General features: G+C 69.8%; 13 protein-coding genes. 4 read left to right on the top strand and 9 right to left on the bottom strand.

The window, feature by feature from the left end; all coding sequences use genetic code 11:
* Nucleotides 1-51 precede the first annotated feature (51 nt).
* The 4 genes from P6F26_RS02045 to trpS form a co-directional block, all read right to left on the bottom strand.
* A complete protein-coding gene (locus tag P6F26_RS02045; protein WP_278026972.1) occupies nucleotides 52-933 on the bottom strand; it encodes a branched-chain amino acid aminotransferase in 882 nt (293 codons plus the stop codon).
* Nucleotides 934-981: 48 nt separating this feature from the next.
* Nucleotides 982-1,182, bottom strand: a complete 201-nt coding sequence (locus P6F26_RS02050) for a hypothetical protein (protein ID WP_278026973.1) — start codon at nucleotides 1,180-1,182, stop codon at nucleotides 982-984.
* 114 nt (nucleotides 1,183-1,296) lie between these two features.
* Entirely contained in the window at nucleotides 1,297-1,779 is a 483-nt protein-coding gene (locus P6F26_RS02055; protein ID WP_278026974.1) for a VOC family protein, read from the bottom strand.
* 85 nt (nucleotides 1,780-1,864) lie between these two features.
* Complete coding sequence (trpS, locus tag P6F26_RS02060) at nucleotides 1,865-2,890, bottom strand: tryptophan--tRNA ligase (RefSeq protein ID WP_278026975.1); 1,026 nt, start codon at nucleotides 2,888-2,890, stop codon at nucleotides 1,865-1,867.
* Nucleotides 2,891-2,995: 105 nt separating this feature from the next.
* On the opposite strand from trpS, the gene P6F26_RS02065 reads away from it, so the two are divergent.
* The gene (locus tag P6F26_RS02065) at nucleotides 2,996-3,679 is read left to right on the top strand and encodes a rhomboid family intramembrane serine protease (protein ID WP_278026976.1); all 684 of its coding nucleotides are present in this window, start codon (nucleotides 2,996-2,998) and stop codon (nucleotides 3,677-3,679) included.
* Here the strand turns inward: P6F26_RS02065 and murJ are convergent.
* The 3 genes from murJ to P6F26_RS02080 are packed head-to-tail and all read right to left on the bottom strand — an operon-like array spanning nucleotide 3,676 to nucleotide 9,240.
* Nucleotides 3,676-5,280, bottom strand: a complete 1,605-nt coding sequence (gene murJ, locus P6F26_RS02070; protein WP_278026977.1) for a murein biosynthesis integral membrane protein MurJ — start codon at nucleotides 5,278-5,280, stop codon at nucleotides 3,676-3,678. The two genes, P6F26_RS02065 and murJ, sit on opposite strands and share 4 nt — an antisense overlap.
* Before the next feature lie 2 nt (nucleotides 5,281-5,282).
* Nucleotides 5,283-8,111 (bottom strand): [protein-PII] uridylyltransferase, encoded by a 2,829-nt coding sequence (locus P6F26_RS02075; protein ID WP_278026978.1) that lies wholly within the window; start codon nucleotides 8,109-8,111, stop codon nucleotides 5,283-5,285.
* Nucleotides 8,071-9,240, bottom strand: coding sequence for a penicillin-binding protein activator (locus P6F26_RS02080; protein ID WP_278026979.1), 1,170 nt, complete (start codon nucleotides 9,238-9,240; stop codon nucleotides 8,071-8,073). The genes P6F26_RS02075 and P6F26_RS02080 overlap by 41 nt, the downstream gene beginning before the upstream one ends.
* 163 nt (nucleotides 9,241-9,403) lie before the next feature.
* On the opposite strand from P6F26_RS02080, the gene rsmI reads away from it, so the two are divergent.
* The 3 genes from rsmI (at nucleotide 9,404) to gshB (ending at nucleotide 11,809) form a co-directional block, all read left to right on the top strand.
* Complete coding sequence (rsmI, locus tag P6F26_RS02085; protein WP_278026980.1) at nucleotides 9,404-10,339, top strand: 16S rRNA (cytidine(1402)-2'-O)-methyltransferase; 936 nt, start codon at nucleotides 9,404-9,406, stop codon at nucleotides 10,337-10,339.
* A 22-nt stretch (nucleotides 10,340-10,361) separates the two neighbouring features.
* Nucleotides 10,362-10,784: a YraN family protein gene (locus tag P6F26_RS02090; protein WP_278026981.1), complete on the top strand. Its 423-nt coding sequence runs from the start codon at nucleotides 10,362-10,364 to the stop codon at nucleotides 10,782-10,784.
* Nucleotides 10,785-10,870: 86 nt separating this feature from the next.
* Nucleotides 10,871-11,809, top strand: coding sequence for a glutathione synthase (gshB, locus tag P6F26_RS02095; RefSeq protein WP_278026982.1), 939 nt, complete (start codon nucleotides 10,871-10,873; stop codon nucleotides 11,807-11,809).
* On the opposite strand, the gene P6F26_RS02100 is transcribed toward gshB, so the two are convergent.
* Nucleotides 11,806-13,347, bottom strand: coding sequence for a YifB family Mg chelatase-like AAA ATPase (locus tag P6F26_RS02100; RefSeq protein WP_278026983.1), 1,542 nt, complete (start codon nucleotides 13,345-13,347; stop codon nucleotides 11,806-11,808). The genes gshB and P6F26_RS02100 overlap by 4 nt on opposite strands.
* Nucleotides 13,348-13,371: 24 nt before the next feature.
* Entirely contained in the window at nucleotides 13,372-14,256 is an 885-nt protein-coding gene (locus P6F26_RS02105) for a glutathione S-transferase (RefSeq protein ID WP_278026984.1), read from the bottom strand.
* Nucleotides 14,257-14,274: the final 18 nt, after the last annotated feature.

Below are 14,274 nucleotides of genomic sequence, written 5' to 3' on the forward strand. Positions count from 1 at the left end.
GCCGGTGCAATCTTGAAGGTCGGTTCAGTCCTGCACGACGGTGCGGGGCGCTCAGGCGGTGCCGCGCGCCGTCCGGTCGCTTCCGGCCCAGTCCCAGTAAAGCTCGCGCGCGCGCCGGGCCATCGGGCCGGGCTGGTAGACGGTGCCGTCGAATTCCGCCACCGGTGTCACCTTGTTAAGGTTGCCGGTCATGAAGGCCTCGTCGGCGTGGCGGAAATCGTCGAAGCTCAGCACCTTCTCGACCACCTCCACCCCGTCGGCGCGCAGGTTCGCGATATGTCGGTTGCGGGTGATCCCGGCCAGGAACGTGCCGTTCGGGATCGGCGTGAACACGACGCCGTCGCGGACCATGAAGATGTTGGCCGAAGCCGTCTCGGCCACGTTGCCGAGCGCGTCAGCCACCAGCGCGTTGTCGAATCCCTTGGATCGCGCTTCGGCCAGCATCCGAGCGTTGTTGGGATAGAGGCAGCCCGCCTTGGCATTGCAAACGTTGTCGGCCAGAACCGGGCGGCGGAACTGCGTCGTGGTCAGCCGGACGGCTGCCTCGGGCGGGGCCATCGGCACCTCCTCGAGGCAGACGCAGAAGCCCGCCGGCCCCTCGCCGGGCAGGATGCCCAAGGGGCCGCAGTCGACGCCCCAGAACATCGGCCGGATGTAGACGGCCGCGTCGCGCGGATAAAGGCCAAGCCCCTCCCACACGATGTCGAAGATGTCCTGCGGGGACTGCGCCGGGTGCAGCATCAGCGCGCGCGCCGAGGCGACGACCCTTTCGCAATGCGCCATGAGATCGGGCGCCATGCCATCGACGTGGCGGGCGCCATCGAACACGGTCGTTCCCAGCCAGGAGCCGTGATCGGCGGCCCGCATGACGGGAACGTCGCCCTCGTGCCACGCGCCGTCGAAGTATGTCCTGATGTTGGTTCCCGTCGCCATGCCTGACCTCCGTCTCCCGAGCGGGGCGGAGGTTAGGCTGGGCTCAGGTCAATTGGAAGGGCCCGAGGTGAAGCCCATCTGGTAGTCCATCGTCGCACCGCGCGGGGTGCGAACGGCGGGCGTGGGCCGCTTGACCGGTGTTTCCGCGCGGCGCACGGGCGCCGTCGTTCGAGGCGATCCACCAGTGCTCTCGGCACGGACCACGATGCGACCGGAGCGGCGTAGCTCCGCCATCTGCGTCTTGCGCATGGCATATCCCCCTTGGTTATGAATTTTCTGAGTTCGGAAGATATATGCCGTGCAAGTGTGAAAGTCCAATGAAATTGGCAGCGCTAACATGCGCGGTTGCCGGGCCGGGGGCGTTCAGGCCTCGGAGAGCAGGGCGTCGAGGTCGATCGGATCGTTCGACATATGGAGCTGTCCGGCCGCGTCGCGCGGCCAGTCCGCCTCGGCCCGGTCGCGGTAGATCTCGATGCCGTTGCCGTCGGGGTCGCGGAAATACACCGCCTCGGACACGCCGTGATCCGCCGCGCCGTCGATGGGGACGCCGGCGTCGATCACCTGTTGCAGCGCGCGCGCCAGCGCCGGCCTGTCTGGATAAAGGAACGCGACGTGGAACAGCCCGGTCGTGCCCGGCGCCGGCGCGGGTCCGCCCCGGCTCTGCCACGTGTTGAGGCCGATGTGATGGTGATAGCCGCCGGCCGACATGAACGCGGCCTGGGCGCCGTAACGCTGCGTCAGTTCGAAGCCCATGACGTCGCGGTAGAACGCTATGGAGCGGTCGAGGTCGGCGACCTTCAGGTGGACATGGCCGATGGCGGTCCGGGGATGCGTGGTGTAGGGCATGTGCGCTCTCCTTCTGCGCGCAGCATGCCCACGTCGGCAGCCTCGTGAACAGTCTCACCCGCTCACGCAGCCTGTGCGCCAGCGCTCAGCTCCGCAGCATTCCCACGATGTCGTAGGTCCGCTCGAGGATCGGAACCGTGATCTCGCGCGCCCGCTCGGCGCCGCGTCCGAGGATGGCGTCGATCTCGGCGGGATCGTTCATCAGGCGCTTCATCTCGGTCGAGACCGGGGCGAGCTTTTCCACGGCAAGATCGGCGAGGGCGACCTTGAAATGCCCGAACAGGGCGCCCGAGTGCTCGTCCAGCACCGCCTGCTGCGTCGTCTCGGCCAGCGCGGCGTAGATGTTCACGAGGTTGCGCGCCTCGGGCCTCGCCTCCAGCCCGTCCACCGCTTCCGGCAGGGGGTCGGGGTCCGTCTTGGCCTTGCGGATCTTCCGGGCGATGGCGTCGGCGTCGTCGGTCAGGTTGATGCGCGTCTTGTCCGAGGGGTCGGACTTGGACATCTTCCTGGTGCCGTCCTGCAGGTTCATCACCCGCGTGGCGACGCCCTCGATCACGGGTTCGGTGATCGGGAAGAAATCGGTGGCGTAGTCGTGGTTGAACTTCGCGGCGATGTCGCGCGTCAGCTCGAGGTGCTGCTTCTGGTCCTCGCCCACGGGAACGTGCGTCGCGTGGTAGACGAGGATGTCGGCGGCCATGAGTGCAGGGTAGGCGAACAGCCCGAGCGAGGCCGCCTCGGCGTTCTTGCCGGCCTTGTCCTTCCACTGGGTCATGCGCCCCATCCAGCCCATCCGCGCCACGCAGTTGAAGATCCAGGCGAGCTGGGCGTGTTCGGGAACCTGCGACTGGTTGATGAGGATGGACTTCTCGGGGTCGATCCCGATGGCGAGGAAGCCTGCGCACAGCTCGCGCGTGTTCTGCCTGAGCGTGTCGGCGGGCAGCAGCGTCGCGGTGATCGCGTGGAGGTCCACCATGCAGTAGATCGTCTGGTGCGTGCCGGCGTCCTGCATCTGCACGAAGCGCTTCATCGCGCCGAGATAGTTGCCAAGCGTCAGCCCGCCCGAGGGCTGGATCCCCGAGAATACGCGCGGTGTGAAGGTCGCCTCGGCCATGTCGTGCCTTTTCCCCGTTGTCGCGCCGGGTCCGTCCCTCTGGCCAAGCGCCGCGGCATCGCTTACCCACGGGCGCAAATGGCGTCAACCGAAGGCCCTCCGCCGATGGAGAACCACAACGTCTCGCCCTTCAACGCGCTGCCCCCCGTGGTCGTGGCGCTCGCCGCGGTCATCGCCGGGCTCGAGGTGCTGTTCCAGCTTGCGACCGCGGGCGTCCTCGGAGGACAGGGCGGCATCGGGTGGCGGCTTGCCGCGATCCAGGACTACGCCGTTCTCGACGAGGTGGTGGACTGGATGCTGGCCAACGGGCGCTATCCGCCGGATCAGCTTCTGCGGTTCCTGACCTATCCGCTGATCCACGGCGGCTTCGTCCATGCGGCCTTCGTCGTCGTGTTCGTCCTTGCGATCGGCAAGATGGTGGCCGAGGTCTTCTCGCCCCTCGCCTTCGTCACGGTCTTCTGGATCTCGGCCATCGTGGGCGCACTGGGCTACACGCTGCTTCTGGACAGCCCCTATCCCCTGATCGGCGGCTATCCCGGCGTCTATGGCCTGATCGGGGCCTTCACCTTCCTGATGTGGGTGGACGCCTCGCGGCGCGGGGACAGCCGGATGCGCGCCTTCGGCCTGATCGGGGCGCTGCTGGCGATCCAGCTTCTGTTCGGCGTCATCCAGGGCGATTTCGGCAGCGTGACGGCGGACCTTTCGGGCTTCGTGGCCGGGTTCCTCCTGTCCTTCGTGGTCAGTCCCGGCGGCTGGCGCCGCGCGCTCGACAGGCTCAGGCAGCGCTAGCCGCGCCGCAACGCGCGCCGGAACTCGCCCAGCCGGAACGCGCCCAGCAGCTGGCCAAGGCCCGCATAGAGGGCCATCCCCCCCGCGATCAGCACGCCGAGCGCGAGATAGCGCCATGTCGGGACGCCCAGAAGCGGACCGAGCAGGACCACGCCCAGCCAAAGACCGGCGCCCATCAGCGCGGAGGCCGCGAGGATGCGCCAGATGCGCCTGCGGAAGCGGTCGTCGAAGGTCGCGACCTCTCCCATGCCGCGCCGTCCCCGGTGCAGCAGCCAGACCATCGCCCATGCCGCGAGCGTCGTGCCGATCGCCGCGCCGACGAAGCCCAGCGTCCATGCGAAGCCGATCGCCGCGACCGCGTTCACGACCATCGCGACAAGCGCGTAGCGGAACGGAGTCCGCGTATCCTCGCGCGCGAAGTAGAGCGGTTGCAGAACCTTCTGCAGCACGAAGGCCGGCAGGCCCGCGCCGTAGACGGCCAGCGCAAGCGCGGTCGCCGCGGTGTCGTCGGCCCCGAATTCGCCACGCTCGAAAAGGACCGAGACGATGGGCACGGGGATCACGACCAGCGCGACCGCCGAGGGGATCGTCAGCGCCATGGAGATCTCGCCCGCGCGGCTGAGCGCCTCGCGCCCGCCCGCCCCGTCGCCGGCCCTGAGCCGCCGCGCGAGGTCCGGCAGCAGGACGACGCCCACCGCGATCCCGACGACGCCGAGCGGCAGCTGGTAGAGCCGGTCGGCGAACGATAGCCACGCGATCGCGCCCTCGAAGAAGCTGCCCACCTGCCGCCCCACCAGAAGGTTGATCTGCACGACGCCGCCCGCAAGCATGGCGGGCCCTGCGATCATGGCCAGACGCCGCATGTCGGGCGTGAGGCGCGGCAGGCGCGGCACCAGCCGGAATCCCGCCCGCGCCGCCGCGACCCAGACCAGCGCCATCTGCGCCGCGCCCGCCACCAGCACCCCCCAGGTCAGGAGCGTGCCGTGGCGCACCAGAAGCCCCTCGGCGCTGTCCACCGAGCTGATGTCGATTGCGATGCCCGGGAACGCGCCGCGTTCCGCCGCCACGAGCGCGGCGACCAGCACGACGTTGAGCAGGAGCGGCGCGGCCGCCGCCGCGGCGAAGCGGCCCGAGGCGTTCAGGACGCCCGACAGGAGGGCCGCCACCGAGATGAACAGGATGTAGGCGAAGGCGATGCGGCCGAAGTCCACGGCAAGCTCGAAGCGCACGTCGCCCGCGAAGCCCGCCGCCATCGCCAGGACCAGCGCGGGCATGAAGACGATTGCCGCCACCGTCAGCACGACCAAAAGGCTCGCCAGCCCCGACAGCGCGTCGCGCGCGAACCCCTCGGCGTCCTCGCCCGCCTCCAGCTTCTTGGAGAACATCGGCACGAAGGCCGTGTTGAACGCCCCCTCGGCGAAGAAGCGGCGGAACATGTTTGGCAGCGAGAAGGCGACGAGGAACGCCTCAGCCACCGGTCCGGTCCCGATGTAGGCGGCGATCATGATGTCTCTCACGAAGCCCAGGACGCGGCTGAGCAGCGTCCAGAAGCCCACGGTCACGAAGCCCGTCACCAGGCGGATCGGGCGGGCCGCGGCCATGGCTAGGCCCCGGCCCGTTCGGCGACGCGGGCGATGGCGTCGCGCAGCTTGCGCTCCAGGGTCTCCTGCCGCGCGCGGGTATAGAGCTTCAGCCCGAAGAGGTCCTTGACGTAGAAGACGTCGACCACCTGCGCGCCGTAGGTCGCGATGACCGCGTGCGAGATGTAGATGTTGCTGCCGGCCAGCGTCTTGGTCAGGTCATAGAGAAGGCCCGGCCGGTCGCGCGTGTCGACCTCGATGATCGTGTAGATCTCGGACCCCTCGTTGTCGAAGGTGATCGTCGTGGGCACGTCGAAGGGACGCTCGCGCTTCTTGATCTTGTCGCGCCCCTCGAGCGCGCGGGACGCCACGACCTCGCCCTTCAGGGTCTTGTCGATCATCCCCTTCAGCCGCGGCAGGCGCGCGGCCTCGTAGGGATTGCCCTCGGCATCCTGCACCCAGAAGACGGCCGTCGCGAAGCCGTCCTTAGAGGTATAGGTGCGCGCGTCCACCACGTTCGCGCCCACCAGGCTGAGCGCGCCGGCGAGCCGCGAGAAGATGCCGGGATGGTCGGACAGCGCGAAGCACACGCGGGTCGCGTCGCGGTCCTCGTCCTGGCGGGTGTCGATGCGGATCTCGTCGGCGCCGATGCCGCGCAGCATCCCCGCGAAGGTGATCTGCGTCGGCAGGTCGAGGCCCTGCCAGTAGGGGCCGTAGTGCCGGTCGATCTCGGTCTTGAGCTCGGCCTTCGGCCACTCCGCCAGCGCCTCGCGCAGCGCGCGCTTCGATTCGCCCTCGAGCTTCTCGCGGTTGAGGTCCTCGAGCCCGGTCTCCAGCGCCGTCTCCGTCGCTCGGTAGAGGCCCCGCAGAAGCGTCGCCTTCCAGTTGTTCCAGACGTTCGGGCCGACGCCGCGGATGTCGCAGACCGTCAGCACCGTCAACAGCTCCAGCCGCTCGCGCGTCTTCACCGCCTTGGCGAAGTCGCGAACGGTGCGCGGGTCGGAGATGTCGCGCTTCTGGGCCATGTCCGACATCAGCAGATGATAGCGCACCAGCCATTCCACCGTCTCGCACTCGGCGGGCTTGAGGCCCAACCGCGGGCAGACGTTGCGCGCGATCCGCGCGCCGACGATGGAGTGGTCCTCCTTGCGGCCCTTGCCGATGTCGTGCAGCAGGCAGGCGACGTAAAGCACCTTTCGGTTGACGCCGCGCTTGAGGATGCCCGAGGCGACCGGAAGCTCCTCGAGGAGTTCCTCGCGCTCGATCTGCGCCAGCGTCGAGATCACCTGGATCGTGTGCTCGTCCACCGTGTAGCTGTGATACATGTTGAACTGCATCATCGCCACGACCGGCGAGAACTCGGGCAGGAAGGCTGCCAGCACGCCCAGCTCGTTCATCCGCCTCAGCGCGCGCTCGGGGTTCCCGTGCTTCAGCAGCAGGTCGAGGAAGATGCGCACCGCCTCGGGGTCGCGGCGCACCGCGTCGTTGATCGTGTCGATGCGCGCCTGCACCTCGCGCATCGCGTCGGGGTGGATCAGGTAGCCGGTCCTCAGCGCCTCCTCGAAGAGTCGCAGGATGTTCACCTTGTCGGCAAAGAAGGCGTCGGGCGCTTCCACGGTCAGCCGGTTCTGCTTGATCGCGTAGCCGTCGCGGACCTTCTTGCGCCGTTGCCTGCGGCCGCGCAGGAAGCCAAGGATAGCCGGTTCCTGCTTGACGTGGCGGGCCTCGAGCTCGGTCAGGAAGATGCGGGTCAGCTCGCCCACCTGGGTGGCGTGCCGGAAATAGTCCTGCATGAAGTGCTCGACCGCACGGCGGCCGGAATGGGCGTGGTAGCCCATGCGCTCGGCGACCTGGACCTGGTTGTCGAAGGTCAACTGGTCCTGGGCGCGGCCGGCGATCAGGTGCAGGTGGCAGCGCACGGCCCAGAGGAAGCGCTCGGCCGCGTCGAAGGCCGCGAATTCCTCGGGCCGGAAATTGCCCCGCTCCACAAGCTCGGCCACGCGCGCAACGCCGTGCTCGTATTTCGCGATCCAGTAGAGCGTCTGGAGGTCGCGAAGCCCGCCCTTGCCCTCCTTCACGTTGGGTTCCAGCATGTAGCGCTGGCCGCCCTGCTTCTTGTGCCGGGCGCTGCGCTCCTCGAGCTTGGCCTCGATGAACTCGCCCACCGTGCCCTCGAAAAGCTGCTCGCGCAGCGCGGTCTGCAACTCGCCGGCCACCGCTCGGTCGCCCGTGAGATACCGCATCTCCAGCAGGCTCGTGCGGATGGTCACGTCCTGTTTGCCCAGGCGCAGGCACTCCTTCACGGTGCGCGAGGCGTGGCCGACCTTCATCCGCAGGTCCCACAGCATGTAGAGCGAGGACTCGATGACCTTCTCGATCGCCGCGGTCATCTTCCACGGCATCACGAACAGCAGGTCGACGTCCGAATAGGGCGCCATCTCGCCGCGCCCGTAGCCGCCGACGGCCATCACCGCCATGCGTTCGGTGTCGGACGGCATCGGGTTGGGGTGGAGCGCGGTCTGCGCGACGTGCAGGACCTCCCGCACGAGGCAGTCCGTCAGGTAGGCGTAGGCCCGGGTCGTCCGGCGCGCGGCGAGGGGCGCCGCGTCGAACCCGGCCTCGATCGCCGCGCGGCCGCGCGCGTTCGCCGCCGCCAGCACGGTGACGGCGGCCGCGCGCATGGCGGCGGCGTCGTTGGCCTGCGCCAGCGCGTCGGAGATCCGGGCCCGCACCGTCGCCGCGTCGAAGATCTCCTCCGCCGCGACGATGAGCGTTCCGGGTGCGCTGGCGTCGGTAAGGCGCGGGTTCCGGTCAGAGACCGGGAGCGCCGAGGCGTCTTGGGGCGGGGTCAATGATTGCCACCTGATTGTCGATCACTTGGGCGATCGCCAGCGCCCTCTGGTTGGTGCCGTCCGGCAGCAGGCGGAAGACGCCGTTGGCGCCCTGGACCTCGCCCGCTGCCGCAAGCTCGGCGGCGCCGATCCGGCCCGAGGCGGCCGCCGTCAGCGCGATGGCGCGCATACCGTCGTAGGCCAGTGCCGCGAGGCTGTGCGGCGGCGACCCGTAGGCCGCGGAGTAGCGCGCCTCGAAGGTCGTCAACGCGCCCTGGTCGGGCACCGCGAACCAGCCGCCCTGAAGCCCGGCGAACTCCAGCGTCTGCGGCGGCGTGTCCCAGCGCGTCAGGCCCATGACGCGCACCGTCTCGGTGTCGAGGCCGTTCTCCGGGAGAAGCTGCGCGAAGAAGGGCAGCGCCCCCGCGCTGTCGGAGGTCAGCAGCACCGCGTTTGCGCCGGTCGAGCGCACGGCCTCGACGACCTGCGGCACGACGTTGATGACGCCGGTCTGCGAGAATTCGTAGGGGATCGCCGCCGCGATGGTGGCGCCCGAACGGGCCGCGGCGCGGCGCGTGGCGTCCCGCGCCACCTCGCCCGCGAGGTTCGAGGCGTGCACCAGAACGATGGTCCCCTGTCCCTGCCGCGCGGCGTAGGAGACGACGCGATCCGCGGTGTTGGCGAAGGTGTGGCCCAGCACGAAGACGTTGCCGCCCGCCACCTCGGTGTTGTTCGAGAAGCTCAGGACCGCGACGCCGGAATTCGCGACGGCGACGCCCACGGCCGCGGCGGCGTCAGAACGCAGCGGCCCGAGGATCACGTCAGCGCCCTCCTGCACCGCCTGCCGGGCGACGGCGGCGGCCTGCGCCGGGGTGCCCCCGGTGTCGTAGAGCTCGATGTTGAAGGTCGTTCCGGCCTCCTCGTCGGCGGCCAGGCGCGCGGCGTTGGCCAGCGAGCGGGCGATGATCGCGTCGCCGCCCTGCTGCGAACTGAGCGGCAGAAGCATCGCGACGTCGACGGTCTGCCCGCTGACCCGGGGCCCCGAGTTCAGCATCGGCGCACCGACCTGGCAGCCGGCCAGGACCAGCGCGGCAAGGCACATCGCGGCCATCCGGAGCGGGTTGCGAACTCGGCGGAATGCGGAAAACATCTGCTGTGCTCCTCCGTTGGGCGCGGTCGGCTTGCCCGGTGTCGTGACTTCGTCCATGTCTGGCGCCAGGCGTGTGCAGCCGGCATGAACGCAAGGCTAAGGTGTCGGGGCGGCCAAGTAAACGGACCTTGGCCGCGCCACCATTCACGGGGGAGGCATGACCATGGCGGGCGGAAAACGCAAGGCGCCGCACGACGCGCCGCGCGACGACGGCGGCGCCCCGCCGGTTTCCGCGGCGGCCCTCGCGCCCGGGCTGCACTTCGTGGCCACGCCGATCGGCACGGCCGACGACATCACGCTGCGCGCGCTCGACACGCTGCGGGCGGCCGATGTCATCGCCGCCGAGGACACGCGCACGGCACGGCGGCTGATGGAGATGCACTCCATCCCCGTCCGCGGCCGGCCGCTGGTGCCCTACCACGACCACAACGGACCCGAGATGCGCCCCAGGCTCATCGCGATGCTGAAGGACGGCGCGCGCATGGCCTACGTGTCGGACGCGGGAACGCCGCTCGTGGCCGACCCCGGCTACCAGCTTGCAAGGGCGGCGATCGCGGCGGACATTCCGGTGACGGCCGCGCCCGGCGCCTCCTCGGTGCTGGCGGCGCTGACGGTGTCGGGGCTGCCGTCCGACAGGTTCCTGTTCGCGGGCTTCCCGCCGCCGCAGGCAGCCGCCCGCCGGACGTGGATCGAGGGGCTCGTCGCGGCGCAGGCGACCGTGATCATGTTCGAAAGCCCGCGGCGCGTTCACCGATTGTTAGGCGAATTGTGCGAAGTCTTCGGAGAGGAGCGCGAGGCGGCATTCTGCCGGGAATTGACCAAACGCTTCGAAGACGTGCGGCGCGGGTCGCTCGGGCGGCTCCGCGACGACCTTTCGGGGCAGCCTCCGAAAGGCGAATGCGTCCTCGTGGTGGACCGGCGCCCGGACATTCGCCCCTCCGAGGCTACGCTGGAGGACGAACTGCGCGACGCGATGAAACGCGAAAGCCTGAAGGTTGCCGCGGCGGAAGTGGCGCAGAAATTCGGGATGCCGCGGCGGGACGTCTACCAGACGGCCCTTCGGCTGAAAGGAGAAAGCGGCAGTGGAGAACGCGACTGAAGGACGGGATGCCGGCCATGGGATGCGTGGGCGCGCGCCGGTGGTGGACGGGTCGGGCGGTGGCCGTGACGTCGCTGCGTCCCGGCAGGCCCTGCGCGGACGGCGCAACTTCCATGCCGGCGCGGCGGCGGAGGAACAGGTGGTGCGCTGCTACGAACGCAGCGGGCACCGGGTCCGGACGCGCCGCTGGCGCGGGGGCGCAGGCGAAATCGACATCGTCCTGGAGAAGGCCGGCGAGATCGTCTTCGTCGAGGTGAAGTCCTCCGCGACCCACGCGCAGGCCGCCCAGGCGCTGACGCAGCGGCAGGTGCGCCGGCTGCTGCAAAGCGCCGAGGCGTATATCGGGCAGATGCCGCGCGGATCACTCACGCCGATGCGCTTCGACGTCGCCCTCGTGGACCGCAGCGGACAGCTCGACATCATTCCGAACGCGCTCTGCGCCTGATTCCCGGCGCGCTCTGCGCCTGACCCCATTGCGCTCTTGGCGATACCGCGCCATCAAGGCCGCGTTCCGGGCATGGGAGACAGGGCATGAAGGTTGCGTTTCAGATGGATCCGATCGGTTCCGTCGATTTCCGGGCCGACAGCACGTTCCGTCTCGCCGAGGAGGCGCAGGCGCGCGGTCACGAGCTTTGGCATTACACGCCCGAGCACCTGTCCTTCCGGGAGGGGCGCGTCATGGCGCGCGCCGAGCCGCTTTCGGTGCAACGGGTCGAGGGGGCGCATGCCAAGCTCGGCGCGACCGTGGATCTCGACCTCGCGGAGGTCGACGTGGTCTGGCTGCGGCAGGATCCGCCCTTCGACATGGGCTATATCACCACGACGCACATCCTCGACCGGCTGAAGGACAGGGCGCTCGTCGTCAACGATCCGTTCTGGGTGCGCAACTCGCCCGAAAAGCTTCTGGTCCTCGACTTTCCCGAGCTGACGCCGCCGACCGCCATCGCGCGCGACATCGGCGTGCTGCGCGAATTCAAGGATCGGCACGGGGACATCATCCTCAAGCCGCTCTATGGCAATGGCGGGGCGGGCGTGTTCCGTCTCGATCCCAACGACCGCAATCTCTCGTCGCTGCACGAGCTGTTCACCGGCATGAGCAGGGAGCCCCTGATCGTGCAGAAGTTCCTTCCCGACGTGTCGATGGGCGACAAGCGCATCATTCTCGTGGACGGGACGCCCGCAGGCGCGATCAACCGGGTTCCGGCGGCGGGCGAGACGCGCTCCAACATGCATGTCGGGGGGCGGCCCGAGAAGGCAGGCCTGACCGACCGCGAGCATGAGATCTGCGCCGCCATCGGCCCGCGCCTGCGCGACATGGGGCAGGTCTTCGTCGGCATCGACGTGATCGGCGGCTGGCTGACCGAGATCAACGTGACCTCGCCGACCGGCATCCAGGAGCTGGAGCGTTTCGACGGCACGAATGTCGCGGGCATGATCTGGGACGCCGTCGAGGCGCGCCTCGGAGGCTAGAGCTCGGGCGCGCCGATCAGGCGGTAGCTGACCGCCTCGGCGACATGGGGCGTCGAGATCGTCGCGCAGCCGTCGAGGTCGGCGATCGTGCGCGCGAGCTTCAGGATCCGGTGATATCCGCGCGCCGAGAGGCGGAAACGCTCGGCCGCCTTCAGCAGCATCTCCCGCCCCGCCGCGTCCGGCGTCGCGATCCGGTCCAGAAGCGCGCCCTCCGCGTCGGCATTGACGCGGGCGGCGGCCTTCAGTTCGCCGAAGCGCGCGGCCTGCACCTCGCGCGCGGCGCGCACGCGCTGGGCCACGCTCCGCGACGTCTCGCCGCCGGCCGGGATGTCGAGGTCGCGGTAGGAGACCGCGGGCACCTCGATGCGCAGGTCGAAGCGGTCCATCAGCGGGCCCGAGATGCGCGACAGGTATTCCTGGCCGCACACCGGGGCGCGGCCGCAGGCCTGATCGGCGTCGTAGAGATGGCCGCAGCGGCAGGGATTGGCGGCGGCGACCAATAGGAAGCGGCAGGGATATTTCACGTGCGCGTTGGCGCGCGCCACGACGACCTCGCCCGTCTCGATGGGCTGGCGCAGCGTCTCGAGGACGGCGCGCGGGTATTCGGGGAATTCGTCGAGGAACAGGACGCCGTTGTGCGCCAGCGAGATCTCACCCGGTTCCGCGCCGCGCCCGCCGCCGACGATGGCCGCCATCGAGGCCGTGTGATGCGGCGCGCGGAACGGGCGGGTGCGCGAGATGCCGCCCTCGTCGAGCAGTCCGGCGAGCGAATGGATCATCGAGGTCTCCAGCGCCTCGGGCGCGGACAGCTGTGGCAGGAGGCCCGGCAATCGCGCCGCGAGCATCGACTTGCCCGACCCCGGCGAGCCGATCATCAGCAGGTGATGACGCCCGGCCGCCGCGATCTCGAGCGCGCGCTTGGCGCGTTCCTGTCCGCGCACCTCCGACAGGCAGCCCGGCACCGGCGTCTCGTCCAGTTCGCCCGGGCGCGCGGGTTCCAGCGGCGCGCGGTCGGTGAGGTGGGCGATCATCTCGGCGAGGCTTCCGGCGGCGTAGACCGGCGTCGCCCCGACCCAGGCCGCCTCCGCGCCGCAGGCGGCGGGACACAGAAGGACGCGCCCGTCCTCCCCGGCGGCAAGTGCCGCGGGGAGCGCGCCGAGGACCGCGACGAGGCGCCCGTCGAGCGATACCTCGCCCAGCGCCATGCTTTCCGCAATCCGGTCCGGCGGCACGATGCCGATGGCCGCGAGAAGCGCGAGCGTGATGGGCAGGTCGAAATGCGACCCCTCCTTGGGAAGGTTGGCGGGCGCGAGGTTCACGGTGATGCGCTTGGAGGGCAGGGCAATCGCCATGGCCTGCAGCGCGGTGCGCACGCGCTCGCGCGATTCGGACACCGCCTTGTCGGGCAGGCCGACGACGGCGAAGCCCGGCAGGCCCGGCGTGACGGCGCATTGCACCTCGACCCGCCGCGCCTCGAGCCCCTCGAAGGCGACGGTGTGGCAGCGCGCGACGCTTTCGGGCCGGTGTCCGTCAAACATGGTTAACGTTTAGCGGCCAAGCGTTTACGAACGGTTAAGCCGTCCTTCGCGGAGCGCCGTGAACCGTGGCCAGGCTTCCGGGTCGGCGACGGTCTTGTCGCGGCAGAAGCGGTTGCAGAAGCCGAAGACGTCCCCGCCGATCTCGGCGAGGTGCGTCACGGGCTCGCCCGAATAGGGGCAGGCGTCGTTCAGGGGCGTTCCGTCGTCCACGGCGCGCGCCGCGATTGTCGGGGGGGCCGGGAATGGCACGCGCTCCAGCGGCATCCGGTATTGCGATAGGTCGGCGCCGCCCTCCGCGGCGCCCATGGCGCGCCATCGGCGGATGTCGGGATGCGCGAGCATCGCGTCGACGTAGCGGCGCGCGTGGTCGGGACCGGGCAGGCCGTATGTGGCGATCCGGGTGGCGACGGGCCCGTGAAAGACGTCGGCGAGGGTGAAGCCGCCGAACAGCCAGGGCCCGCCCGAGCGGTCGAGCGCGCGGCCCCAGAGGTCCGCGATGCGGCCGAGGTCCGCGAGGACGTCCTGCGAGGGCGCGAAACCGGCCCAGCCCGTGCGCAGGTTCATCGGGCACGCGCGGCGAAGGGCGGTGAAGCCCGAATGCATCTCGGCGACGATGCTTTGCGCCTCGGCCCTCGCGCGGCCGTCCGCGGGCAGGAGGCCGTGGTCGGGAAAGGCCTCCGCGAGGTGCCACGCGATGGCGAGGCTGTCGTCCAGGATGCCGCCCTCGGGCGTCCGGGCGACCGGCACGGTCCCCTTGCCGCCGAAGGCCGCCACGTCGGACGCGAAGGCGTCCGAGTACAGGCGGGTCGTGACCACCTCGACGGGAATACCGAACGCGGCGAAGGGGAGCCAGCCGCGCAGCGACCACGAGGAGTAGGATCGTTGTCCGATGAGAAGGCGATATGTCATCGCGCCATGAGCGGTGGA

It is taken from the genome of Roseicyclus salinarum (assembly GCF_029624655.1).
Classification (GTDB): Bacteria; Pseudomonadota; Alphaproteobacteria; order Rhodobacterales; family Rhodobacteraceae; genus Roseibacterium; species Roseibacterium salinarum.

What these genes read in the sequence shown, in the direction of transcription:
- P6F26_RS02045 (WP_278026972.1), bottom strand. Translation starts at nt 933, where the DNA reads ATGGCGACGGGAACCAACATCAGGACATACTTCGACGGCGCGTGGCAC.
- P6F26_RS02050 (WP_278026973.1), bottom strand. Translation starts at nt 1,182, where the DNA reads ATGCGCAAGACGCAGATGGCGGAGCTACGCCGCTCCGGTCGCATCGTG.
- P6F26_RS02055 (WP_278026974.1), bottom strand. Translation starts at nt 1,779, where the DNA reads ATGCCCTACACCACGCATCCCCGGACCGCCATCGGCCATGTCCACCTG.
- trpS (WP_278026975.1), bottom strand. Translation starts at nt 2,890, where the DNA reads ATGGCCGAGGCGACCTTCACACCGCGCGTATTCTCGGGGATCCAGCCC.
- P6F26_RS02065 (WP_278026976.1), top strand. Translation starts at nt 2,996, where the DNA reads ATGGAGAACCACAACGTCTCGCCCTTCAACGCGCTGCCCCCCGTGGTC.
- murJ (WP_278026977.1), bottom strand. Translation starts at nt 5,280, where the DNA reads ATGGCCGCGGCCCGCCCGATCCGCCTGGTGACGGGCTTCGTGACCGTG.
- P6F26_RS02080 (WP_278026979.1), bottom strand. Translation starts at nt 9,240, where the DNA reads ATGTTTTCCGCATTCCGCCGAGTTCGCAACCCGCTCCGGATGGCCGCG.
- rsmI (WP_278026980.1), top strand. Translation starts at nt 9,404, where the DNA reads ATGGCGGGCGGAAAACGCAAGGCGCCGCACGACGCGCCGCGCGACGAC.
- P6F26_RS02090 (WP_278026981.1), top strand. Translation starts at nt 10,362, where the DNA reads ATGCGTGGGCGCGCGCCGGTGGTGGACGGGTCGGGCGGTGGCCGTGAC.
- gshB (WP_278026982.1), top strand. Translation starts at nt 10,871, where the DNA reads ATGAAGGTTGCGTTTCAGATGGATCCGATCGGTTCCGTCGATTTCCGG.
- P6F26_RS02100 (WP_278026983.1), bottom strand. Translation starts at nt 13,347, where the DNA reads ATGTTTGACGGACACCGGCCCGAAAGCGTCGCGCGCTGCCACACCGTC.
- P6F26_RS02105 (WP_278026984.1), bottom strand. Translation starts at nt 14,256, where the DNA reads ATGACATATCGCCTTCTCATCGGACAACGATCCTACTCCTCGTGGTCG.